Consider the following 24544-nt stretch of genomic DNA (forward strand, 5'->3'; position numbering starts at 1 on the left):
CAGACCTCTCAGGCTTACTGGTTCTGGCCGTCGAGCTTGGCCTTCAGCAGCGCGCCGAGGTTCGTCGTGCCGGTAGCGGCTGCGCTCGAATCCGAAGCAGCGAGACCGCGGATGGCTTCCTGTTGCTCGGCCGAATCCTTCGCCTTGATCGACAGGTTGATGCCACGCGACTTGCGATCGATGTTGATGATCATCGCGTTGACCTTGTCGCCTTCCTTCAGCACGTTGCGAGCGTCTTCCACGCGGTCTTGCGCGATTTCCGAAGCGCGCAGGTAGCCTTCGACTTCACCCGAGAGCTGAACCACGGCACCCTTCGCGTCCACGGTCTTGACCGTGCCATCGACGATCGAACCCTTGTCGTTCATTGCAACGTAGTTGCTGAACGGGTCGCCTTCGAGCTGCTTGATGCCCAGCGAAATGCGTTCCTTCTCGACGTCGATGCCGAGAACGATCGCTTCCACTTCGTCGCCCTTCTTGTACTTGCGGACGGCTTCTTCGCCGGTTTCGCTCCACGACAGGTCCGACAGGTGAACCAGACCGTCGATACCGCCCGGCAGACCGATGAAGACGCCGAAGTCGGTGATCGACTTGATCGCGCCTTGCAGCTTGTCGCCCTTCTTGAAGTTGCGGCTGAAGTCGTCCCACGGGTTCGGCTTGCACTGCTTCATGCCGAGGCTGATACGGCGGCGGTCTTCGTCGATTTCGAGAACCATGACTTCGACTTCGTCGCCCAGCTGGACAACCTTCGACGGCGCAACGTTCTTGTTGGTCCAGTCCATTTCCGACACGTGGACGAGGCCTTCGATGCCCGATTCCACTTCGACGAATGCGCCGTAGTCGGTGATGTTGGTGACCTTGCCGAACAGGCGCGTGCCCGACGGGTAACGGCGCGAGATGCCTTCCCACGGATCGTCGCCCAGTTGCTTGATACCGAGCGAAACGCGGTTCTTTTCCTGATCGAACTTGAGGATCTTCGCGGTGACTTCCTGGCCAACCGACAGCACTTCGCTCGGGTGACGCACGCGACGCCATGCGATGTCGGTGATGTGCAGCAGGCCGTCGATACCGCCGAGGTCGACGAACGCACCGTAGTCGGTGATGTTCTTGACCACGCCTTCGACGATCGCGCCTTCCTTCAGCGTTTCGAGCAGCTTCGCGCGCTCTTCGCCTTGCGTTGCCTCGATGACAGCGCGGCGCGACAGCACGACGTTGTTACGCTTGCGGTCGAGCTTGATGACGCGGAATTCGAGGGTCTTGCCTTCGTACGGGGTCGTGTCCTTGACCGGACGCGTATCGACCAGCGAACCCGGCAGGAACGCGCGGATGCCGTTGACCATGACAGTCATGCCGCCCTTGACCTTGCCCGTGATCGTGCCGGTCACGAGCTCGTTGTTGTCGAGCGCTTTTTCCAGCGACAGCCACGAAGCGAGACGCTTCGCCTTGTCGCGCGACAGGATCGTGTCGCCATAGCCGTTTTCCAGCGCGTCGATCGCGACGGAAACGAAGTCGCCCGCCTGCACTTCTACCTCGCCCGCGTCGTTCAGGAACTCTTCGAGCGGGATGTAGGCTTCGGACTTCAGACCAGCATTCACGACCACGAAGTTGTGGTCGACACGCACGACTTCGGCGGAGATCACTTCGCCGGCGCGCATGTCCTGCTTGGTCAGCGACTCTTCGAACAGAGCCGCAAAAGATTCGGTATTCGGGGTAGAGGTTTGCAGGTCGGACATAAAAATCAGAATTTGCATGGTTTTCGCAGCGCCTGGCTCACCGGACGGTCAGCAACTTCGGCAAAAACGCGAATGCCACGCGGGGTTAAAGGGTTAAAAACAACGCTTCGCGACCATCGCGAAGCACCTACCAACAACGGAACTGTTGCGCCGCCGCTGCGTTACTGTTTCGAGTCACGCATGCGGGACTAGCGCTTCATACCATTGCACCACCTGCTCGACCGCCTGGTCGACCGACAATGCGGAGGTATCAAGCAGCTTTGCATCCGCCGCGGGCTTGAGCGGCGCGGCTGCGCGCTGACTGTCACGCTCGTCGCGCTCACGCAAATCCCGGAGCAAGTCATCTATATTAGCAGAAAATCCTTTTTGGATCAATTGCTTATGCCGGCGCGCCGCGCGCGCTTCCACGCTCGCGGTCATGAACACTTTCAGCACCGCATCCTGGAAGATCACGGTGCCCATGTCGCGACCGTCGGCAACAAGCCCCGGCTCCTTGCGAAACGCCCGCTGACGCGCCACCAGCGCGGCTCGCACGGGCACGTGCACGGCGATCGCCGAGGCCTGGCTGCCCACTTCCTCGGCGCGGATTTCGTTCGACACGTCGACGCCGTCGAGTTGCGCGAGCCCCTCGCGAAACGTGATGTGAAGGTCGTCGATCAGCGTCACGAGCGCGTCGACGTCGTTTTCGGCAACGCCGTAGCGCAGGCTCGCGAGCGCCGCGAGCCGGTAGAGCGCGCCGCTGTCGAGCAGGTGAAAGCCGAGGTTCGCGGCGACCAGCGCGGCCACGGTGCCTTTGCCGGAGGCACTCGGGCCGTCGATCGTAATGACGGGCGTCTGGTGAAAGGGACGGGTCGGTTTCATCGAAAAAGTCGCACGTCAGTCGGTTCGCAAGCGAATCCGGGTTGAATCAGGGTTGGGCGAGCGCGGCGAAGCGCTCGAAATAATCGGGGAACGTCTTGCCGACGCACTTCGGGTCGTTGATGCGGATCGGCACGCCACCGAGGCTCACAAGCGAAAAGCACATCGCCATACGGTGGTCGTCGTAGGTGTCGATCGCGGCGTTCGGAATCAGCTTTTCGGGCGGCGTGACGACAAGGAAATCCTCGCCCTCCTGCACCTTCGCGCCGACCTTGCGCAGTTCGGTCGCCATCGCGGCGATGCGGTCGGTCTCCTTCACGCGCCAGCTCGCGATGTTGCGCAGCGTGGTCGTGCCGTCCGCGAACAGCGCGGCGACGGCGATCGTCATCGCGGCATCGGGAATCAGGTTGAAGTCCATGTCGATCGGGTCGAGCTTGCCGTGATCATTGCCGACGCCGCGCACTTCGATCCAGTCCTCGCCCATCTGCAGGTTCGCACCCATCCGGATCAGCGCATCGGCAAAGCCGACGTCGCCCTGGATGCTCGCGCGGCCGACGCCCTCCACTTTCAGCGGGCCGCCGCCGAGCGCGCCCGCCGCAAGGAAATACGACGCCGACGACGCATCGCCCTCCACCATGATCCGGCCCGGCGACTGATAGCGCTGCCCCGCCGGTACGACGAACTGGTGCCAGCCGTGCCGCTCGACCTTGATGCCGAAGCGCTCCATCAGCTTGATCGTGATCTCGATGTACGGCTTCGAGATCAGCTCGCCCTCCACCTGCACGGTGGTGACGCCGCTCGCGGTACGCAGGAGCGGCAGCGTCATCAGCAGCGAGGTCAGGAACTGGCTCGACACGTCGCCGCGCACGCGGATCGGCGCCTCGGCGGAAATCTGCGCGGGACGAATCCGCAGCGGCGGATAGCCTTCGTTCTGCTCGTAGTCGATCTGCGCACCGATCTGCCGCAAGCCGTCGACGAGATCGCCGATCGGCCGCTCGTGCATGCGCGGCACGCCGTGGATCCGGTAGTCGCCGCCGTTCACGGCGAGCGCCGCGGTCAGCGGACGCACCGCCGTGCCCGCGTTGCCGAGGAACAGGTCGGCCGTGCGCGCGGTGAACGCGCCGCGCGTGCCGGTGACGACGCAGGTGTCGCCGTCGCGCTTCAGACGCACGCCGAGCTTTTCGAGCGCGTCGAGCATCACGCGGGTGTCGTCGGAATCGAGCAGGTTCGTGATCGTCGTGTCGCCCTCGGCGAGCGCCGCGAGCAGTAGCACACGGTTCGAGATGCTCTTCGAGCCGGGCAGACGAACCGTGCCGGACGCACGGGAAAAAGGTCCGAGATCGAGGAATTCCATGATGAGTCCAGTTTCCGGTTATTTCGACGCGTCGCTGCCGGCCACGCCGGTTGCGCGCTGTTCCTGCCATTGACTGCGCGCGACGCGCGAGCGCGCGAACACGGCTTCGAGCGCGGCGCCGTCGCCGGCTTCGATCGCCGTGCGCAGGCGCGCGAGCACCGCGGTGTAAGCGTCGAGTTCGTCGAGCAACGCGGCCCGATTGGCGACGCACACGTCGCGCCACATTTCCGGGCTCGACGCGGCGATGCGTGTGAAGTCGCGAAAGCCGCCCGCCGCGAACGAGAACTTCAACGCGGCATCGGGCGAATTGAGAATCTGCTCGACGAGCGCGAACGACAGCACGTGCGGCAGATGGCTGACCGACGCGAACACGCGGTCATGCTGCTCGGGCAGCATGTCCCGCACGAGCGCGCCGGTTGCGCGCCACATCGCCGCGACCCGCTCGACCGCCTGCGGCGCATTCTCCGGCAGCGGACACAGCACGACGTTGCGATTCACGTACAGATCGGGCAAGGCGGCGTCGACGCCGCTCGACTCGCGCCCGGCAATCGGATGGCCCGGCACGAACTGGCCGATCCGCGCGCCGAGCGCCGCGCGCGCCGCGGCCACCACGTCGGACTTGGTGCTGCCCGCGTCGGTAACGATCGTGTTTGCATCGAGATACGGCGCGATGCGCTCGAGCAACGGCTGCGTCTGGGCGACAGGCGCCGCGAGCAGCACGAAATCCGCGCCGGCGAGCGCGGCGCGCAACGCGGCATCGTCGTCGAGCGACGCGGCGTCATCGATCACACCGAGCGCCAAGGCGCGCTCGCTCGACGCGGACGTCCGTCCCACGCCGATCACCGTGCGCGCCCCATCGGCCTCGCCGCGTTCGCGCAAAGCGCGCGCGAGCGATCCGCCGATCAGGCCGACACCGAAAATCACCAGCTTGTCAAAAGAAAACGCGGCCACGTCGGTCACACAGTCGGTTACACAATAAGCACGCCAACCTCGCTGGGCGGGCGCGCGGTTCAAGAAGGATCAGCGCTGATTCACGCCAAAGGCGCGGCAAGCTCAGCAAGCGCCTTTTCGAGCGCCGCGACAAACGCGTCGTTTTCCTCGGGCAGCCCGATCGTAATACGCAGCCATTGCGGCAAACCGTAGTTGGCGACCGGCCGCACGATCACGGCCTGTTTCAGCAGCGAGAGGTTCACATGGGCGCCCGCCGAATCGTCGTTGCCGACGCGCACGAGCACGAAATTGCCCGCGGACGGCACGTATTCGAGGCTGAGCCGGTCGAACGCCTCGGTCAAACGACGATAGCCTTGCGCATTCAGCGCCGCGCTCTTTTCGAGAAACTCGCTGTCGTTCAGTGCGGCGATGGCCGCGGCCTGCGCGAGCGTATTCACGTTGAACGGCTGACGCAGACGGTTCAGCAGGTCGGTCAATTCAGGCTGCGCGATCGCAAAGCCGATGCGCAAACCGGCGAGCCCGAACGCCTTCGAGAACGTGCGCGACACGAGCAGGTTCGGGTAGCGGCGCACCCAGTCGATCGAATCGTAGCGCTTGTCCGCCGGCAGATATTCGGTGTACGCCTCGTCGAGCACCACGACCACATGGCGCGGCACCTTGTCGAGAAACGCCGCGAGTGTCGGGCCGTCGACGAACGTGCCGGTCGGATTGTTCGGATTGGCGACGAAGACAAGCCGGGTATCGTCGTCGATCGCGGCAAGCATCGCGTCGAGATCGTGACCATGACGCACCGCCGGCACGGCAACCGCGCGCGCGCCGACGCCCTGCGCCGCAAGCGCATAGACCATGAACGAATACTGCGAGAACACGACCGCCTGGCCTTTCTCGACGAACGCATGAGCGGCGAGTTCGAGAATGTCGTTGCTGCCGTTGCCGAGCGTGATCCACTCGGCCGGCACACCGTAGCGCGCGGCGAGTGCCGCCTTCAGCTCGAAGCCGTTCGAATCCGGATAACGGCCAAGATCGGCGATCGCCTGCGTCATCGCGCGCTGCGCCGAGGCAGGCATGCCGAGCGGATTTTCATTCGACGCCAGCTTCACGATGCTCGCCTCTTCGAGACCGAACTCGCGGGCCACTTCCGAAATCGGCTTGCCGGCAATGTACGGCGCGATCGCGCGCACGTAGGAAGGGCCGAAAGACGCTGTCATGAAAAAATCTCCGAACGACGATGATGGGTGAAACTGATGGGTGAAGCACGCGCAAATATGCCGTCCGAACACCCGGATCAGACCGCCGGGCAACGCACCGCGCGTCGCCCAGATTCCGCTGACCGCCCCTAGCGGGCGCGCGGATACGAGCCGAGTATCTTCAGGAACGCGGCCTTCTCGCCGAGTCCGGCCAGCGCGGCGGCCACGGCCGCATCGTCACGATGGCCCTCGATGTCGATATAGAAGTAATACTCCCACGTGCCGACGCGCGCCGGACGCGACTCGAAACGCGTCATCGACACGCCGTGGCGCGAGAGCGGCTCGAGCAGCTTGACCATCGCGCCCGGCTCGTTGGGAACCGACACGATCAGCGAGGTCTGGTCGTGGCCGCTCGGGCCGGTCGGCTGCTTGCCGATCATGACGAAGCGCGTGCGGTTGTGCGGGTCGTCTTGAATCAGCGCGTTGGTGACCAGCAGGCCGTAGTGGATCGCGGCGCGGTCGCCGGCAACGGCGGCAACGCCCGGATCTTCGGCCGCCATGCGCGCGGCTTCCGCATTGCTCGACACCGCCTCGCGCTTCAGATGCGGCGCATTCGTCGACAACCAGCGCTGGCACTGCGCGAGCGCCTGCGCATGCGCGCATACGCGCGTCACACCGGCGAGACCGTTTTGCGTGAGCAGGTTGTGATGGATCGGCAACGCGAGTTCGCCGCCGATAATCAACTGCGTCTGCAGCAACAGATCGAGCGTGCGCGACACCGCGCCTTCGGTCGAATTCTCGACCGGCACGACGCCGAAGTCGGCGGCGCCCGCCTCGACCGCGCGGAACACTTCGTCGATCGACGGACACGGCAGCCCTTCGATCGACTGACCGAAGTACTCGTGCATCGCCTGTTCGCTATAGGTGCCGACCGGCCCGAGGTAGGCCGCCTTGAGCGTCTTTTCGAGCGCGCGGCTCGCCGCCATGATCTCGCGCCAGATCGCGCCGATATGCTCGTCCTTGAGCGGTCCCGCGCTCATCTCCTGCAAGCGCGCGATCACCTGCAATTCGCGCTCGGGGCGGAACACCGGCGCGTTGAAATGCTTCTTGACCTCGCCCACCTCGAGCGCGACCGACGCGCGCTGGTTCAGGAGCGCGATCAGTTGCGCGTCGAGCGCGTCGATACGATCGCGCAGAGGTTTGAGTCGTGTATTGAGTTCGTCGTCCATGCGTGAAAAATGGCTCTGCCGGGTAACTGCTGGAAAAGATGCGCGCGCCTGCCGGTCAATACGGCTCAGGCGCTGCGCTGTTCGAATTCCTTCATGTATTCGACAAGCGACTTGACGCCTTCGAGCGGGACGGCGTTATAAATCGACGCCCGCATGCCGCCGACGGACTTGTGGCCCTTTAGCTGCACCAATCCCCGCGCTTTCGCGCCGGTCAGGAAATCTTCGTTGCGCGACTCGTCGACGAGGAAGAACGGTACGTTCATCCGCGAACGCGAGCCACGTTCGACCTTGTTCAGATAGAAGCGGCTCGAATCGATCGCGTCGTACAGCAGCTTCGACTTTTCGAGATTGCGCGCTTCCATCGCCGCCAGGCCGCCCTGCTTTTTCAACCACTTGAACACGAGCCCGGCGATATAGATCGCGTAGGTGGGCGGCGTGTTGTACATCGAATTGTTTTCGGCGACGGTCTTCCATTCGAACGCCGACGGACAGATCGGCATCGCGCGATCGAGCATGTCCTCGCGTACGATCACGACCGTGACACCGGCCATGCCGATATTCTTCTGCGCGCCGCCGAACAGTACGCCGTATTTGGCGATGTCCATCGGGCGCGACAGGATATGCGACGACGCGTCCGCAACGAGCGGAATCTCGCCTAGATCGGGAATCTCAAACGCCTCGACGCCGTGAATCGTCTCGTTCGTGCACAGATGCACGTAGGCCGGATCGTCCGACAATTGCCATTCCGAGTGCGCCGGCGCGCGCGTAAAGCCGCTCGCGGTCTGACCGGTCGCGGCCAGATGCACGGTGCCGTATTTCTGCGCTTCCTTGAACGACTTCTGCGACCACGAGCCAGTCACGACGAAGTCGGCGCGCGGCTTCGTGCCGAGCAGATTCATCGGCACGATGGCGTTTTCGCCGAGCCCGCCGCCCTGCAGGAACAGGATGCGATGACTGGCCGGCACCTGCAGCAATTCGCGCAGATCGGTCAACGCTTCCTCGTGGATCGACATGAACTCCTTGCCGCGATGGCTCATTTCCATCACGCTCATGCCGCTGCCGTGCCAGTTGAGCATCTCGTCGGCTGCCTGGCGCAGCACTTCTTCGGGCATGGCCGCCGGGCCGGCGGAGAAATTAAAGACGCGCATGTGGAGTCCTGGAAGCGGGCGCGAAAAAACGGAATCGCGCGGGAAATCGGCGAAAAGACCTGCGAAATGGCTCGCCGAAAAAGAAAATGGCCGTCTGCGCCAGTGCGCAAACGACCATTATCGCATTGTCGCCGCCAACCCGCCACGCCGCGTAGCCCGGCGGCTGCGCCCTCCCGGGCATTGACCCGACGGACGCGGCGGCAGGCTGCGCACTCAGCGCAGCCGTGCGAGCGGAATTTACTTGGCGGCCGGCTTGACCGAAGCGACTTCCTTGTCGGCTTGAGCGCGCGTTGCCTTGATCGATTCCGGCATGTACTTCTGCATCAGACCGTTCACGACGTCGCGACCAACCTGATCCTGCACCTGGATGAACTTGCGGCCAGTCGGGCTCTTGTAGAACGTGGTCAGGTCCTTGATTTCCGACGTGCTGTAGTACTTCGCGTACGCGTCGTACTGAGCCTGCATTGCGTCCTGACGGAAGGCGTCCGTTGCGAACACCTGACCTGCGCCGTCGACCAGCTTCGGCACTGCGTTCTGCTGCAGCGACGGAACGGCAGCCTGCTTCTGCTTGTCCGTCAGCGTCTTGTTTTCGCTCAGCGCGTCCGACAGGATGGCCGGCACGAGCTGCTTGGCCTGCATCTGCGCGCTGTTGCCGATTGCACCGACCAGCTTCTGCGCGTCGATGGCGTCGAGCAGGTCCTTGATGGCAGCCTGCTTGGCCGGATCAACCGGTGCTGCGGCAGCAGCCGGTGCCGCCGGCGCCTGGTTCTGCAGCGCTTGAGCCATGGCGAAGGTCGGTACGAGGGCAGCCAGCAACATCAGTTGTTTGAATCGTTTTTGCATCATTACTCCCTAAGAGAAATTAACTTGAACCGCGCGCCTCGCTGGAAGCGCGTATCGGCCCGATACGCGAGGATTCGCAGCGTAGCTTCAACTTATTAACCGGGGCTGAAACCACCGGCACGGATCAGACCGCGCCGCCTTCGTCGTTGTCGCCTTCAGCGGGGCTTTCGGAATCGCTCTCCGCCTCGCCTTCAGCCTCAGCCACCTGTTGCAGACCGGACAGCTTGGTCCCTTCGTCAAGGCTGATGAGTGTAACACCTTGGGTTGCGCGCCCCATTTCGCGGATTTCCGAGACACGCGTGCGGATCAGCACGCCCGTCGTCGTGATCAGCATGATCTGCGCCTCCGGGCCCACCAGCGTCGCCGCGACGACCTTGCCGTTGCGCTCCGACGTCTGGATCGCGATCATGCCCTTCGTGCCGCGGCCGTGACGCGTGTACTCGGTGATCGAGGTGCGCTTGCCAAAACCGTTTTCGGTCGCGGTCAGCACCGACTGCTGCTCGTCGCCGGCCACCAGCAGCGCGATCACGCTCTGCCCGTCTTCGAGCTGCATGCCGCGCACGCCGCGCGCTTCACGCCCCATCGGACGCACGTCGTTTTCGTCGAAGCGCACCGCCTTGCCCGAATCCGAGAACAGCATCACGTCGTGCTGGCCGTCCGTAATGGCCGCGCCGATCAGGTAGTCGCCCTCATCGAGGCCGACCGCAATAATACCCTTGCGCAGCGGGCGGCTGAATGCCTCGAGCGGAGTCTTTTTTACCGTTCCTAACGCGGTAGCCATGAACACGAATTTGTCGGCCGAAAACTCCTTGACCGGCAGCACGACCGTGATCTTTTCGCCTTCCTGCAACGGGAACATGTTGACGATCGGGCGGCCGCGCGAATTGCGCGAGCCCTGCGGCACTTCGTAGACCTTGACCCAGTACACGCGGCCGCGGTTCGAGAAGCACAGGATGTGGTCGTGCGTATTGGCGATGAAGAGCGTGTCGATCCAGTCGTCTTCCTTCATCGAGGTGGCCTGTTTGCCGCGACCACCGCGCTTCTGGGCCCGATATTCGGACAACGGCTGCGATTTCACGTAACCCGCGTGCGACATGGTCACGACCATTTCCTGCGGCGTGATCAGGTCTTCGGTATTCAGTTCGGTCGCGTTCAGCTCGATCTTCGAGCGGCGCGCATCGCCGAATTCGGCCTTGATCGACGTGAGTTCCTCGACGATGATCGCCGAAATGCGCTCCGGGCGCGCCAGGATGTCGAGCAGGTCGGCGATCTGCGCCATGACGTCGCGGTACTCGCCGATGATCTTGTCCTGCTCGAGACCGGTCAGGCGCTGCAGACGCATCTGCAGGATTTCCTGCGCCTGGGTGTCGGACAGACGGTAGAGACCGTCGGCCTGCATGCCGAACGACGGGTTCAGCCCTTCCGGACGGTAAGCCTCGCGGCCACCCGCCGTGGCGTTGTCAGCCTCGGCGCGCGACAGCATGTCGCGCACGAGCGACGAATCCCACGCGCGCGACATCAGTTCCTGCTTGGCGATAGGCGGCGTGGGCGCGGCCTTGATGAGCGCGATGAATTCGTCGATGTTCGCGAGCGCAACCGCGAGACCTTCGAGCACGTGGCCGCGTTCGCGCGCCTTGCGCAGTTCGAAGACCGTGCGCCGCGTCAGCACTTCCCGGCGATGCGACAGGAAGCACGTCAGCATTTCCTTCAGATTCAGCAGCTTAGGCTGGCCGTCGACGAGCGCGACCATGTTCATGCCGAAGGTGTCCTGAAGTTGGGTCGCCTTGTACAGATTGTTCAGCACGACCTCGGGCACTTCGCCGCGCTTCAACTCGATCACGACGCGCATGCCGCTCTTGTCGGATTCGTCGCGGATGTCGGAAATGCCTTCGAGCTTCTTCTCGTTGACGAGCTCGGCGATACGCTCGAGCAGCGAACGCTTGTTCACCTGATACGGCAGCTCGTCGACGATGATCGCCATGCGCTGGCCGCGGTCGATTTCCTCGAAGTGCGTGAGCGCGCGCATGACCACGCGGCCGCGCCCCGTGCGATAGCCGTCGCGCACGCCTGCCACGCCATAGATGATGCCGGCGGTCGGGAAGTCGGGCGCGGGGATGATCTCGATCAGCTCGTCGATCGTCGCTTCGGGGTTTTTCAGCAGATGCTGACAGGCGTCGACGACCTCGTTGAGGTTGTGCGGCGGGATGTTGGTTGCCATGCCGACCGCGATGCCCGACGAACCGTTGATCAGCAGGTTCGGGATGCGCGCGGGCAGGATGGCCGGTTCGTTTTCGCTGCCGTCGTAGTTCGGCACGAAGTCGACCGTTTCCTTGTCGATGTCGGCCAGCAGTTCGTGGCCGATCTTCGCCATGCGGATTTCGGTGTAGCGCATGGCCGCGGCGTTGTCGCCGTCGACCGAACCGAAGTTGCCCTGGCCGTCGACCAGCATGTAGCGCAGCGAGAAGTCCTGCGCCATGCGAACGATGGTGTCGTAGACAGCCGTGTCGCCGTGCGGATGGTATTTACCGATGACATCGCCGACGATACGCGCCGACTTCTTGTACGCCCGGTTCCAGTCGTTGTTCAGCTCGTGCATCGCGTACAGCACGCGCCGGTGCACCGGCTTCAGGCCATCGCGGACATCGGGAAGCGCTCGCCCTACGATCACGCTCATCGCGTAATCGAGATACGAACGGCGCATTTCCTCCTCTAGGGAGATTGGCAGAGTCTCTTTGGCGAATTGATCCATTATCCGTATCTTTTACGTGCGAAGGCGACGGGTTCGCAGCACCTTCGCGTAAGCATTGCAGGCGCAACGCATCACGTGATTCTAACATGCCGGGCATCCGCCTCCGGCGATGGTACGTATACATATTAGAGGGCATGCGAAAACACCATTCCGGCCTGCCACTTTCTGTCACGATCAGGCTCGATTCCTGCATGCGGCGATTCGCCGCTGAGCCAGGCCTGGCGTACCCGCGCGGCGAATATCTTTGTTGCGCATGCACCACAATTGAAGAGGGATTTGATGGGGGGCGGATTTTTTTTTCGTAGGAGGGGAACGATATGGCAAAATGCCAACGCACAAAGAGTCAGACGCTGCTCGAAGTCTACACAGACGTTTTTTGTTCTGCACCAATGTTATACTTCGAGCAATGTATGACTTGTCTTCGTCAACAGGCTCGCAGTAAACCTGCGGTAATCTCAATTTCGAGAGGAGAAATATGAATAAACTTTCAAAGCTCGCGTTCATTGCAGCTACCGCGGTTATGGCTGCATCCGCCATGGCACAGTCGGTGCCGGCGTCGCGACAAGCCACGAACGACAACTGGGTGAATGGCACCGGCGAATACGTGTGGATGAACGGCACGAACGAGCTTTGCTGGCGCGATGCATTCTGGACGCCGGCAACGGCTAACGCCAAGTGCGACGGCGCTCTGGTTGCTCAAGCTCCGACCCCGCCGGCACCGGTCGCTCCGGTCGCTCCGATCACCAGCCAGAAGATTACGTACCAGGCCGACGCTCTGTTCGACTTCGACAAGGCAATCCTGAAGCCGGCTGGCAAGGAACGTCTGAGCGAACTGGCAGCGAAGATTCAAGGCATCAACCTCGAAGTCGTGGTCGCTACGGGCCACACCGACCGTATCGGTTCGGACGCATACAACGACCGTCTGTCGATGCGCCGTGCTCAAGCTGTGAAGGCATTCCTGGTCAGCAAGGGCATCGAATCCAACCGTATCTACACGGAAGGCAAGGGCCGCCGCAACCCGGTCACGACCGGCTGCAACCAGAAGAACCGCAAGCAACTCATCGCCTGCCTCGCACCGGACCGTCGCGTGGAAGTCGAAGTTGTCGGTACGCCGAAGCAGTAAGCTGCGACTTACCGCAGTATCGAAAGCCCCGCTCTGGCGGGGCTTTTTTTATGCCCGCGCGCCTCATCGAGCCGGCACTTTTGCCGCCCCGTCTCTCGCCCTATATACTCGGGGTTTATCCTCGAGCGCTCGCTCACCGCTCTCATCGAGGCAGCTTTCGCCATGACCAACGCCGATCCCCACGAACTACAGAAATTCAGCGACCTCGCGCATCGGTGGTGGGACCCGAATGCCGAATTCAAGCCGTTGCACGAACTCAACCCGATTCGCCTCGGCTGGATCGACACTCACGCGCATCTGGCTGGCAAAAAAGTGCTGGATATCGGTTGCGGCGGCGGCATTCTGTCGGAATCGATGGCGAGTCTCGGCGCTCATGTGAAGGGCATCGACCTGTCGACGCAGGCACTCGGCGTCGCAGATCTGCACAGCCTTGAAAGCGGTGTAACAGTCGATTACGAAGAAATCGCCGCCGAAGCACTCGCTGCCCGCGAACCGGCCACCTACGACGTGGTCACCTGCATGGAAATGCTCGAACACGTGCCCGAGCCGGCCGCAATCGTCGACGCCTGCAAGAAACTTGTGAAGCCGGGCGGCTGGGTGTTCTTCTCCACCTTGAACCGCAACGTGAAGTCGTACCTGTTCGCGGTGATCGGCGCCGAATACATCGCGCGGATGCTGCCCAAGGGCACGCACGACTACGCGCGCTTCATCCGTCCATCGGAACTCGCGGGCTTCGTGCGCGCCGCCGGCCTGCACACGACCGACATCAAGGGCATCGTCTATAACCCGCTCAGCAAGCATTTCGTGCTGTCGGCCGACACGAGCGTCAACTACATGCTCGCCTGCCGCCTCGACACCTGAACGCCCGAGCGTCCCGACCCGCTTTGACCCGCCGCCTCCGATCGAACAATGAGCGACCCGACTCCCCTACCCCAACGCGAAGACAATGACGACGCACTCGGTCTTTGCCAGGCCGTGCTTTTCGACCTCGACGGCACGCTAGCCGACACGGCACCCGATCTCGCGGCGGCCGTCAACAAGATGCGCCACGATCGCGGACTCGACATGGTCCCGCTCGAAAAGCTGCGTCCACTCGCGTCCGCGGGTGCGCGTGGGCTGATCGGCGGCGCGTTCGGCATTGGACCGGATCATCACGAATTCACCTCGATGCGCGAGGAATTCCTCGCCAACTACGAAGCGGATCTGTGCATCGAGACCACGCTCTTTCCGGGCATCGCCGAAGTGCTCGACGAACTCGACGCGCGCGGCGTGCGCTGGGGCATCGTCACGAACAAGGTCGCGCGGCTCACCGAGCCGCTGGTCGCGCAACTCGGCCTCGAGGAACGGGCGGGCTGCGTGGTGAGCGGCGACACCACCCCGCATCCGAAGCCGCACCCCGCGCCCTTGCTGCATGCCGCGCGCGAACTGGACATGGCGCCGGAGCGCATCGTCTATGTCGGCGACGACCTTCGCGACGTGCAGGCGGGCTTTGCCGCCGGCATGAAAACCGTCGCCGCGGCATACGGCTATTGCGGCAACGATATCCCGCCGACGCAATGGCACGCGCAGCACGTGGTCAGATCGCCGGCCGAGTTGCAGAAGCTGCTGCGCGAAATCAGCTGATTACGTGACGCCAATTCGCCAGCATCGCAGCCGTATCACGCCGATCCGACACACTTGCTGACACTGTTGCGCTGCATCCGCATTGGCGCGCCGTCAACCGGAAGTACGCGGAAACACGACGCGGCCGTCGATCTATTGTAAAATCTCCACTTGGCTCATAGATTCAGAGCAACGAACCGCGGGGGCGACCTGGTTTCGACAGGGGTTGCGAAGCGGCTAGGGCATGTCGAGGACCCGTCACCTCGTTAATCAATGGGAAAAACGTAACTGCAAACGACGATACGTTCGCACTGGCAGCCTAAGGGCCGCCGTCCTCTGCCTAGTTCACTGACGGGCTAGTGTCGCAAGACCGGTAGCAATACCGACAGAGGTCATATACGTCAGTTAAGCCTTGGCGGCGTCACGACGTCCGGGTCGAAAATCTAGTGAATCGCCGTAGCGCAGCGTGTTCGTCCGCGTCGCTCCGGTTAAATCAAAAGACAGAACTAAACATGTAGAACTGGTCGTAGAGGACTTCTGGACGCGGGTTCGATTCCCGCCGCCTCCACCAAACACCTTCCAAACGTTCACCACGTTTCACCAGAAAACCCCGCCCGGCCTTGCCTTGCGGGGTTTTTTATTGCAATCTTTCACAAGCAACCCCCATTGCCTGCAACTCATATCCGGGGGTTGTCTTGGGGGTCTTTCACAACTCCGCCGATCGACAACCCCCAATGCCCCGCGGCGGCACCCCGAACGAGAAAGCATATGGCCCTGACCGATGTGGCGATCCGCAATGCCAAGCCGGCGGAGAAGCAGCAGAAGCTCTTCGACGGCGGCGGCCTGCATTTGCTCGTTACGCCGGCGGGCGGCAAGCGATGGGTGCTCAAGTACCGGTTCGGCGGCAAGGAGAAAAGCCTTGCCCTCGGCACCTATCCCGACGTGACACTCGTCGAGGCCCGCCAGAAGCGCGCCGCCGCGCGCGAAATGCTGGTGCAGGGGATCGATCCCAGTAAGACAAAGAAGGCCGAAAAGCGCACCCAGCGCCTCAACGCTGAGAATTCGTTCGAAGCCATCGCGCGCGAGTGGCACGCCAAGTACGCGCCCACCTGGTCAGACGGGCACGGCGCTCGCATCCTGCGCCGGCTCGAGGTAGACGCTTTTCCATGGATTGGCGGCAAGCCCGTTGCCGACCTCGCGCCGCCGGACGTGCTCGACGTGCTGCGTCGAGTCGAGAAGCGCGGCGCGCTCGAAACCGCCCACCGGCTCCACGCCAATATCGGGCAGGCGTGCCGCTATGCGGTAGCGACTGGTCGCGCCCAGCGTGACGTGACGGCTGATCTCCGCGGCGCATTGCCACCTGTACAGCCGGAGCATATGGCCGCTATTACCGACCCGAAACAGGTTGCCGAATTGCTGCGTGCGATCGACGGCTATCAGGGCACGCTTCCCGTGGTCTGCGCCCTTCGGCTCGCGCCCATGCTCTTCCAGCGCCCCGGCGAACTGCGCGCCGCCGAGTGGCCGGAATTCGACCTCGACGCCGCCACGTGGGAGATCCCGAGCGACCGGATGAAGCGCACGAAGCAAGGCAAGGCGGCAGGGAGTGCCCATATCGTCCCGCTGCCCGCGCAGGCCGTCGCAATTCTGCGCGAGCTGTATGCGCTCACGGGCAACGGCCGGTTCCTATTTCCAAGCGTCCGGACGAAGGATCGCCCCATGTCGGACAACACGGTCAACGCCGCCCTGCGCAGGCTCGGCTATGACGGCGACACGATGACCGGTCACGGCTTTCGGGCGACGGCGCGCACGATCCTCGATGAAGTCCTCGACGTTCCGGCAGCGATCATCGAGGCGCAGCTCGCGCACGCCGTGAAAGACCCGCTCGGGCGCGCGTACAACCGCACCGCTCACCTGGCGCAGCGTCGCGAGATGATGCAGAAGTGGGCTGACTACCTAGATGGAATCAAGACGGGCGCTCAAGTTATTTCGATGCGTCCGGATGCCAGCGCCGCATAGACGCTGCGCCCCATTGGCAGCTCCTTGCGATCCCGACCCGATGACCTACAATCATCGGCGCTCGAACAACAAAGGGGAATTGCCATGGGTGCAGAAGACCTCGATCCGCTGGGCACGAAAGCGCTCTCCGAAGCCGCCAAGACCGTGGTGGAAAAGACAACGACCGGGATCGGTGCGTTTCTCGGCAAAGTGTGCATGCCAGCAGCCGAGGAATTTGGCCTGCTGCTTCAGGACAAGGTGAAAAGTTGGCGCGCCACTAATGCCTCCGCTGTGGTTGAGAAAGCCCGGGCGCTAATAGAGCAAGATAACGGAACAGACGGTGCCCATGTGCATCCGCGCATAGCAGGTAAGATCATTGACAAGAGCTCCTGGGTTGATGCGGATAATCTGCAGGATATGTGGGCCGGCCTGTTCGCAAGTTCATGCACGCCCAACGGAACGGACGACAGCAATCTAACGTTCATTAATTTGCTCGATCAGTTGACCTCAAGTGAAGCGAAGCTGGTCGAATTCGTCTGCAGGGGCATCCGAATTTGCACGTCCGAGCACCGCCTCGTGCTTGCCGACACGTCGAAGGCAATCCCGCTTGACGGTTTGCGTAAAGTTACAGGCATTGACAGCGCGAGCGAGCTTGACATCGCCATTGACCACCTGCATGGAATGGGGCTTCTTGCACTAGGTAGCGGATTCGACATAAGCGGTAACCCCGCCGTCGCCAATCTGACGCCCAGCGCGCTATGTCTCAATCTGTTCGCTCGAACCCAAGGGTTCACGGGCGACCCGTACGAGTTTTACGAAAAGGAGACATCCACAGGTCCCGCGTCCCCCGACCCGGGAATCTCTATTCCCACCGAACATCACGATGCACTCTAGTCCGGAGATGTATCCGTCGCGCTCGCGGGCTAGTCCCTGAAATGCTTCCGCCGACGGGCGAAGTCCTCATCGTGCCATTTGACTTCGCGGAGCTATTGCACGAGGCGACGATCGCACAGCTTTCCATACAGGAAGAGGTTGGCAAATGATGTGCGTCGTCATCGCTCAAACCTACCAAGGCCGCACGAGCAGCCACTCACCCGTGCAGGGTACGGATTCATCGCCTTCAGCCGCGAATCTTGGCTTTGAGCTCGTCGACAGTGAGCCACCCGACGGGACGCTCCCACGGCACGTAGTTGTCGTAGAGCGCACGCTCATGCGGAGTCATCGTCTCACGAGTCACCTCACCTCGAATCACGCGCCGGAGCAGGTCGCACCTGACAACGCTGACGTCATCTGATCGGCCTTTGATCGAACCGTCCTCCAGACGTCGGATCCGCTCTCTAAGGAGCACCATGCTCTTTCTCCAATGCAGCAACGCGCCGCGCCAGATCGTCCGTCTCCACGATCTTCGCCTGCCCCTGAATGACAGCGATAACTGACTGGGCCTGATCCGCGGTCAATTGCCCGCGCGCCAGCGCATCGACGACAGCCCGTCCCTGCACGGCCAGTGATCCGGCGGGCAGAGCCACCGGGACCGGCGCGTCGGTTGGCCGAAGGCTGGGCACTATCTTGTCTACGCACAAGCGCAGCATCGCCGGGTCTCCGGCCAAGGCGAGATCGAGCACCTTATTCACGAGTTCCGGTGCGCGCGCAGCGAAAAGTGCCCGGAAGTCATCCCGACGATCGGTCCGACGGTCGCCTCGTGTCTTCGGTCGCCCTGCGGGATTGCCAGATTGCCCCTTCTTGAAAGCCATTGTTCCGTCGCTTGTTAATAACAGGAAACAGTGCACGCGCGATCGCGCCGCCGCGCGTGACATTGGGCAATCCCGCCACCACTCTTACTCCGCCCGAACAAAAGATCCGTCGTGAGCGAAGTACTTGCCGTCTTGTAGGTATCGGAGCGCTTTGCTCGATCGGTCCTCGGCGCTGTAGATGGTCGCGTGCGGCCTCCCGGGATCGAACTTATACGGGCTCAACGACTTGGCCTGGGGCTCCGGCAAAGCCCTCATAAACTCTCGCGTCACCGCATGAAACAGATTGCCGCCCTGCTGGACTGCAGGCACTTCGCCCGGTCCATAGCACTCACCGTACTCTTGGGTCTCGTCGAATTTGGGTTGCTTACTCATCAGTAACACTCCGTTAAGAAGGAAACGAACTTAAAATCGAATCAAGCTTGCTTGTGTGGCACCTCCCTCAGCGCGACCGTCCGACGGCCCGACATCAGATCTATACTGCGTTCCATGAATCCTCCGAAGCCATCCACCGAGAACTTCTCCGCATGGGACGACGTCAAGTACGGTCTCGGCTTCCTGCTGTCGGTCGCAATGTGGCTCGGCGGCTTAGGGTTCGTCGTCATTGCGCTGCTGGCGTAGCTACAAATGACGGAGCCGCAGCCTTTGCATAGCGCTGAGCATCGTCCTGAACATCGCTCGGCTCCCCCTGCATGGTTTTGCCAAGACTGAGCACCGCCTGCCGTGCTAGCCCGACACTCTGGATCTTGGTCGCTCGAGCTAGCCAGCTGACGAAGCGCGGATTCGTCATGAGCCGGGCGGTCAGATTGGCACCAGCCGCTGACGTCAGAAGGCCCGCTGCAAGTTGAGGGTTGCCCGTGCCGATCGCCGCGCCCACCGATGAGACCAGACCGGTCGCGGCCACTACTGGCGCGGTCCCGGAAGGATTCGAAAGCACCTTGCCGCCCTGTTTGATGCGATCAGCGGTTTTCGCGATCGCATCGAGCGACGCGCGGAGATTCCCGTCCTTGCTGGAAAACATCACGTTCTTGGCCTGCGGCGACATCCGGTTCCAGTTGGTCAAAAACGTCGAACTGGAAAACGCATCGCCCTCAGCGTTTTGAGCGCCGGCATTTGCCAATCCCATCCGTCGCACGAACGCCGACTTGACCACATCCCTCTCGGAGGGCGACAGACTCTTCATTACCGCAGAGATCTTGCTCGCGCCGGCCTGCATATCGGATGGGCTGACCGCCGAGGCAAACAGCTTCTCCGGCTCGGCGCCTTTCTTGGCCACGCTATCGAGAATGTCATCGATTCGAGCATGGCCGGCGCGCGCGAAGGCGTTGGCACGCTGCATTGCTTTGGTGGCGTCGGGTCCAGAAGCTACGGCGGCGGCGTCCAGATCTTTACTGAGTGCCGCATACAACGCTTTGAACTTTGATCGAGGCACATCGGCCGCAAGACCGTCCGTAATCTCATTGCCAACCAGAGTGCGCAGCTTCTTCATTGCCTCGTACGGCAACTGATTTGTAGAAGAACCTCCTGGAATCGGCACCGTATAGCCGCCCTTCGGAGCGCCGGTTGCGCCTGCAAATGGATTTTCAGGCACTACCATCACCCCCGGCCTCGTGCCGGCGGTGTCCGACTTCAGGGCCGACTCGATGTCCTGAATCTTTCCATTCTTGAAGAACCTCGAGAGTGCTTCCGCGCCCTGAATGTCTTCGTTCATCGACGCAAGCGCTTTGGACGTGTTCGTCACATCGACCGGCGTCTGCGGCTTGATGAAGTCGTCGAGTCTGTCGTATAGCGCCTTCTGGCCTTGCTTGAATCGATCGACGAACCCACCGGGCCCCGACAGTCCCTTTTCGATGGTGCGGCCGGCAACGAATGGCGTGGCGTTGATAGATAACCTGTCTGCGATCCGTTGGACCTTGTCCCCGATCTCGGAAGCCTGTGTCTCCGCCTTATTCGCCATCACGCCCGCGCCTCCGGGATATTTCCCAAGCAAGCTTTCGGTGGCCTGCGCAATGCGCGACCCGGTAGCCTGCCCGACACTGGGTGTGGTTCCCGCTGCCGCGAAATTGTCGATAGTCTTCGCAATGGCCGGCGCGTTACCGTCGCCGCCGCGCAGCAGATACTTGACCGGAGCCATGGCAGCACCGGCGAGATTTTTGAGCGTGTTGGGTGCCACCGGCAGCACGTCCGGGAACGGCGAGTCCGCGCTCAAGGCCTTCTCATACTCCGGATTCGCACCGACCGCTGGTGCGCCGAGCGTACGCCGCATTGTGTTTTCGACTGAGTTCGGATCGTTGGGAGGCAACTGAAGGCGCTGCCACCAGCCAGGCGATGACGCCGCAGACGGTTCGGGCGCAGCAGGCTGCGAACCACCGTCGGAATGGATGTGGGGAAAATTCTTCTGAATTGCCGACGCCATCGCCGTCTGGCTCATTCCGTCTGGAAATTCCAATTCGCCGACGCCGGGCACCTCAACGGTTTGGCTCATTTGAACGTCCCGGACGAAGGGTCATAAACCAGCCGCTTGCCGCCGCCCGCGCCGCCAGATGACTGGCCGGCGCCGCCACCGTCCTCGAGCAATTGTGACGCTGGAGACAGAAAGCGCCGGTTGAAGTCATCCTTGCCAGTGGATGTCTCGTACTGCCGTCTAAGCCCTTGTAGTTGGCCACCGAGCAGCTTCTTGGCGGTCGAAATCGCGCCGGCGAGCTGCGCCGGGCTGTTCGCGTCATTGAACGCTTTCGCAGCCTCCTCACGATCCGAAACTCCGCCGCCGGCCCCGACAATGGCCTTCACAACCTCGTCGGACACGATCTTCTTCGCCTCGTTGAAGTTGGTCGGAGCTGGATTACCGGTGCGCGCGGCGAGGTTCTGCGCCAGCCGGTTGAAATCGGTCGAATTGCCGTTCCTCAACGCCTGGCCGGCTTCGTTGAGCACATCAAGGTGGGACATTGCGACATTCAGCGAGCGAACGGTATTGCCCTGCTTGCCGGTCGCAAAGTCCTTGACAGCCTTCGACGATGCGCCATAGTCCTTCGCGTCGTAGTCGGGATTTAGTTCATGCACGCGCGCCATGATCCGAAGGCCTGCAGGCGTGCGCAGCGCCTGTCCAGTCATCGGAGGCATCGTGCCGTCGGCGATCGACTTGGCAACCGTATCGACGGTCGCCGGATCACTCCCGCCCGTCGCCTTTGTGACCGCGGCATTGTAATCATCCCTGCTGATACGACCCGCCTTCAAATCGGCGTTGAGTTTGCGGACCTCCGTCTCAGGTCGTGACTCCTCGTAGGCGAGGCGGCCGCGGTTCGTTGCCGCGTTCTGCGCTTCGATGCCGACTCGCTGAGCGCTTAGCCCTTCCTCGGCACGGTTGTGGCGCCCACGCTCAACAGAATCCTGATCGGCTCGAGTATCCTGGTTCTGCTGGTGCTGGGCTGCGAACTGATCCTTCACAGACAGCGCCTGAAACACACCGTTCGCGACCTGGTCGGGATTGAATTGCTTGGGTGCCTGAGCGAAATGCTGGGCATCGATCAGCCCACCATTTCTCAGCCCTTCGAGAGACTGTTCATACAACGGCTGAATCTGCGCAATCGCCTGTTGCTGCGGCACTCCTTGCTTTAGCAGATTGCTGTATTGCGTCATCAGTGCACCGCCTGCCTGGGCGAGAGCATCCATCTGCTTCAAGCCATTCTCGTAGTCGAAGTTCTTCGCCTGAGCGTTGTTCTTGCTCGTCGTCGACTGTTTCTCAGCGATATCGGCATAGCTCTTTTGCAAGGCCATGCCAGCGCTCGGATTCGCTCGTGTGACCGCACCTAGAGCGTCCGAGGTCGGCATCCCTGTGGCCGGGTCGAGCGCGCCCGGAGCTGACAGCGCCTGCCGGACCGCCTGGTCTTGCTTCTGCTTATTGATCAGGTCTGCAAGCGTATAGGCCTGCGCAATCGACTGGGTCGGGTTAAATTGCGGTGCTTGCGCCAGCAGCGGAATGCTTGCGTCGATTGCCATTTTCAGCCTCCTTGGGAGAGCGCGGCGGCTTCGTCTGAGCTCACGCCGGTCGAGGGCGCCCATGCCGAGCCGGCACCGTAGCTGCTCGAACCCTGCCCGGTCAGCTGGCTCAACAACCCGTACGTGGACGCGCTATTTCCAAGGCTGCTGAGCGCCCCCGAAAGCGCATTTGAGGACGCGACAGTGCCGGCAGCTGAAGCGTTCGCTGCGGAAGTGGTCAATTGCCCCGCGTTCGCAGCCGTCTGCAAACCCTGATTTCCGACATTGGTCGCAGCGTTCTGGCCCATCGTCGTCAGGCCACTCAGACGATTCGCATTGTTGGCCGCACTGTTGTAGTTCGTATTGAACGTCGAAAGCGCATTATTGAAGTCCTGCTGGTACGTCGTATCCGCCAATCCCTGACTGTACGAAAGAAGGTCTTTCAGCGTCGCACCAGAAAGTAACCCACCTCGGGCCGCCGCGCTGTTATTGATCGCCTGTTCGCCCTGATCAAGTTGAAATTGATACCCCGGCGTCTGACGCACCTGAGCCAACGTCGGCGCCGTGAACTGCTGTTGCAGGATACTGTTCGGATTGACGCTGATGCTCAGCGGGTTGGTCGTGCCGTTTGCGCCGTTAGCACCAGTCGTTCCGTTGGCGTTTCCGGTCACGTTGTAGCCCATGGCCTGCAGCAGGGGCGTGATCGCCGCACTGCCAAGATTCATATACGGCTGCTCGTTGCCCTCGATCGCCTGAAATTCGTTCCACTGCGTCTGGGCGGCTGCGTCCGCAGCATTCGCCTGAGTATCTGCCGCCGACTTGGCTCCATTCGAAGAAATAATGGCTCCGCCGATCACAGCGGCCCCCCCGATTGCCGCGGCTGCAATAGCTGCACTCATGCTTGTTGCTCCCTGATTGATTCGTAAGTAGCCTCGCGCTGGACAGCTTGCGGGCTACAGGCGACGATCATCTGCGTCTCTTTCCGTTGCCGGTTTAGCCTCAACTGAACGTTGTCTTCGCCGCCCAGCAGCTCCGCATTCGTCGATTCCGTGATCTCGATCATGATTTTGTCGAGATCGGTTTCGGTCGTCGCGTGATAGGTCGTCCAGACCGTCTCCTCGATCGCATAGCCGACGCGCTTTGTACCGGCCTTCGACACGATCGTGCAGGGTGCCGAGATCTCTCGGATTCCCTCATCAGTCGATACGGCGATGCGGCCTTTCGATACCGTGCAAAGGTGCTCATGCCGATGCACGGCGCCGGTCACCACGACACCGGCCGGTACCGTCATTTCGCGCGCATACATGCCTGGCGCGAAGTAGTGCCGAACCGGGCAATCCGCCTGTGGCAATTTTTGGATCTCGCGCTCCAGTGCCAGAATGCTTTCGCGCGTCACCGGTCCGTCGTCCGATGGCACAACAACGGAAGCGGCGCCGGCCGACAATGCGGACTTGTTCAATGCATGGCCCCTTGAAGCGGTTTCTGTCGTACGCGTGCGTACAGCTCGGCATCGAGCCCATCGGGGGTGTACGCGCGCATCCTCCCCTCGTCGACAAACCCCAGCGCTCGCGCCCACCGCTGGCCGTTTTGTGACACCGTCAAGACATCTGCCGAGATCCGTCGCTCTGGGCGTGAGTTGAGAAATCGCCGGACGATGTGGTGCAGCTCGAGCATTCGCGCCGCGCCGATGTCGGCGGCCACGGCAATCCACGCTGAAGCATTGCCACTCCACCAGGGAAGCAATCCGCCGCACGCCAAAACTCGCTCGCCGGAGAAAACTGAAAACGAAGGATTGGCCGCAAAGTGGGCTAACTGGCCCGCGTCTGATGCGGTCCGGGCGTATGGCGCGCCAGCGGGGTGCGACGCAAGCAAAAGGAAGTGCTGCGGTTTGAACGGCGTGGCGACCAACGGCCAAGCGTCAGGCTCCCCGAGTTCGACAGATTCTTGCGTAAGTCTTTGATTTCGCTACATCAGGGGTAGCGTTTTTGTCCCTACAAGGCGTCGGCGGTCGGGGTTGGCAGGTTCAGTGTCTGGAAGAGCTCCTTCTGTTCA

Annotated in this window: 22 protein-coding genes and 1 other RNA gene; 7 read left to right on the forward strand and 16 right to left on the reverse strand. The window is 62.1% G+C overall.

Translation table 11 applies throughout. The annotated features are described in order from the left end of the window. Positions 1-14: 14 nt before the first annotated feature. The 9 genes from rpsA to gyrA form a co-directional block, all read right to left on the reverse strand. Positions 15-1748: a 30S ribosomal protein S1 gene (gene rpsA / locus G3N58_RS16975; protein WP_167049503.1), complete on the reverse strand. Its 1734-nt coding sequence runs from the start codon at positions 1746-1748 to the stop codon at positions 15-17. 156 nt (positions 1749-1904) lie between these two features. Then, positions 1905-2591, reverse strand: a complete 687-nt coding sequence (gene cmk / locus G3N58_RS16980) for a (d)CMP kinase (protein WP_167284695.1) — start codon at positions 2589-2591, stop codon at positions 1905-1907. Positions 2592-2637: 46 nt separating this feature from the next. Beyond that, on the reverse strand, positions 2638-3942 hold the full coding sequence (gene aroA / locus G3N58_RS16985) for a 3-phosphoshikimate 1-carboxyvinyltransferase (protein ID WP_205989241.1): 1305 nt from the start codon (positions 3940-3942) through the stop codon (positions 2638-2640). Positions 3943-3960: 18 nt separating this feature from the next. Then, positions 3961-4902, reverse strand: a complete 942-nt coding sequence (locus G3N58_RS16990; protein WP_167049509.1) for a prephenate dehydrogenase/arogenate dehydrogenase family protein — start codon at positions 4900-4902, stop codon at positions 3961-3963. 71 nt (positions 4903-4973) lie between these two features. Beyond that, positions 4974-6101, reverse strand: a complete 1128-nt coding sequence (hisC, locus tag G3N58_RS16995) for a histidinol-phosphate transaminase (protein WP_205999682.1) — start codon at positions 6099-6101, stop codon at positions 4974-4976. 128 nt (positions 6102-6229) lie between these two features. Further along, entirely contained in the window at positions 6230-7309 is a 1080-nt protein-coding gene (pheA, locus tag G3N58_RS17000; RefSeq protein ID WP_205999683.1) for a prephenate dehydratase, read from the reverse strand. Positions 7310-7374: 65 nt separating this feature from the next. Continuing rightward, positions 7375-8457, reverse strand: a complete 1083-nt coding sequence (gene serC, locus G3N58_RS17005; RefSeq protein WP_205999684.1) for a 3-phosphoserine/phosphohydroxythreonine transaminase — start codon at positions 8455-8457, stop codon at positions 7375-7377. A 237-nt stretch (positions 8458-8694) separates the two neighbouring features. Continuing rightward, positions 8695-9300, reverse strand: a complete 606-nt coding sequence (locus G3N58_RS17010; RefSeq protein WP_167049576.1) for a DUF2059 domain-containing protein — start codon at positions 9298-9300, stop codon at positions 8695-8697. Between the two features lie 124 nt (positions 9301-9424). After that, positions 9425-12049, reverse strand: a complete 2625-nt coding sequence (gyrA, locus tag G3N58_RS17015; RefSeq protein WP_167284692.1) for a DNA gyrase subunit A — start codon at positions 12047-12049, stop codon at positions 9425-9427. A gap of 475 nt (positions 12050-12524) precedes the next feature. On the opposite strand from gyrA, the gene ompA reads away from it, so the two are divergent. The 6 genes from ompA to G3N58_RS17045 all read left to right on the forward strand — a co-directional run bounded on the left by ompA (position 12525) and on the right by G3N58_RS17045 (position 17663). Continuing rightward, positions 12525-13172, forward strand: a complete 648-nt coding sequence (ompA, locus tag G3N58_RS17020) for an outer membrane protein OmpA (protein ID WP_167049519.1) — start codon at positions 12525-12527, stop codon at positions 13170-13172. Positions 13173-13334: 162 nt separating this feature from the next. Continuing rightward, positions 13335-14033, forward strand: coding sequence for a bifunctional 2-polyprenyl-6-hydroxyphenol methylase/3-demethylubiquinol 3-O-methyltransferase UbiG (ubiG, locus tag G3N58_RS17025; protein WP_205999685.1), 699 nt, complete (start codon positions 13335-13337; stop codon positions 14031-14033). A 48-nt stretch (positions 14034-14081) separates the two neighbouring features. Further along, complete coding sequence (gene gph / locus G3N58_RS17030; RefSeq protein ID WP_167049523.1) at positions 14082-14795, forward strand: phosphoglycolate phosphatase; 714 nt, start codon at positions 14082-14084, stop codon at positions 14793-14795. 180 nt (positions 14796-14975) lie between these two features. After that, positions 14976-15345: a transfer-messenger RNA gene (ssrA, locus tag G3N58_RS17035) on the forward strand. 197 nt (positions 15346-15542) lie between these two features. After that, complete coding sequence (locus tag G3N58_RS17040; RefSeq protein ID WP_205999686.1) at positions 15543-16790, forward strand: integrase arm-type DNA-binding domain-containing protein; 1248 nt, start codon at positions 15543-15545, stop codon at positions 16788-16790. Positions 16791-16874: 84 nt separating this feature from the next. Next, complete coding sequence (locus tag G3N58_RS17045; protein WP_205999687.1) at positions 16875-17663, forward strand: Abi-alpha family protein; 789 nt, start codon at positions 16875-16877, stop codon at positions 17661-17663. Between the two features lie 443 nt (positions 17664-18106). On the opposite strand, the gene G3N58_RS17050 is transcribed toward G3N58_RS17045, so the two are convergent. Both G3N58_RS17050 and G3N58_RS17055 read right to left on the reverse strand, forming a co-directional pair. Next, a complete protein-coding gene (locus G3N58_RS17050; RefSeq protein ID WP_346778271.1) occupies positions 18107-18583 on the reverse strand; it encodes a DUF5681 domain-containing protein in 477 nt (158 codons plus the stop codon). A gap of 21 nt (positions 18584-18604) precedes the next feature. Next, on the reverse strand, positions 18605-18892 hold the full coding sequence (locus G3N58_RS17055; RefSeq protein WP_205999689.1) for a hypothetical protein: 288 nt from the start codon (positions 18890-18892) through the stop codon (positions 18605-18607). 114 nt (positions 18893-19006) lie between these two features. Here G3N58_RS17055 and G3N58_RS34510 point away from each other — a divergent pair, with 114 nt between their 5' ends. Beyond that, positions 19007-19138, forward strand: a complete 132-nt coding sequence (locus G3N58_RS34510) for a hypothetical protein (RefSeq protein ID WP_275691464.1) — start codon at positions 19007-19009, stop codon at positions 19136-19138. Here G3N58_RS34510 and G3N58_RS17060 read toward each other — a convergent pair. From G3N58_RS17060 to G3N58_RS17080, 5 genes are read right to left on the reverse strand one after another with little or no spacing between them, the layout of a single operon-like run. Further along, the gene (locus G3N58_RS17060) at positions 19119-21002 is read right to left on the reverse strand and encodes a hypothetical protein (RefSeq protein ID WP_205999690.1); all 1884 of its coding nucleotides are present in this window, start codon (positions 21000-21002) and stop codon (positions 19119-19121) included. The two genes, G3N58_RS34510 and G3N58_RS17060, sit on opposite strands and share 20 nt — an antisense overlap. Beyond that, positions 20999-22513 (reverse strand): hypothetical protein, encoded by a 1515-nt coding sequence (locus tag G3N58_RS17065; RefSeq protein ID WP_205999691.1) that lies wholly within the window; start codon positions 22511-22513, stop codon positions 20999-21001. Before G3N58_RS17065 ends, G3N58_RS17060 begins: the two co-directional genes overlap by 4 nt. 2 nt (positions 22514-22515) lie before the next feature. Next, on the reverse strand, positions 22516-23391 hold the full coding sequence (locus tag G3N58_RS17070; RefSeq protein WP_167283864.1) for a hypothetical protein: 876 nt from the start codon (positions 23389-23391) through the stop codon (positions 22516-22518). Further along, positions 23388-23951, reverse strand: a complete 564-nt coding sequence (locus tag G3N58_RS17075) for a hypothetical protein (RefSeq protein WP_167283865.1) — start codon at positions 23949-23951, stop codon at positions 23388-23390. Before G3N58_RS17075 ends, G3N58_RS17070 begins: the two co-directional genes overlap by 4 nt. Then, positions 23948-24400, reverse strand: coding sequence for a hypothetical protein (locus G3N58_RS17080; protein ID WP_205999692.1), 453 nt, complete (start codon positions 24398-24400; stop codon positions 23948-23950). Before G3N58_RS17080 ends, G3N58_RS17075 begins: the two co-directional genes overlap by 4 nt. Positions 24401-24544 lie beyond the last annotated feature (144 nt).

Origin of the sequence: Paraburkholderia sp. Ac-20342 (assembly GCF_017104985.1) — a bacterium.
GTDB lineage: Bacteria > Pseudomonadota > Gammaproteobacteria > Burkholderiales > Burkholderiaceae > Paraburkholderia.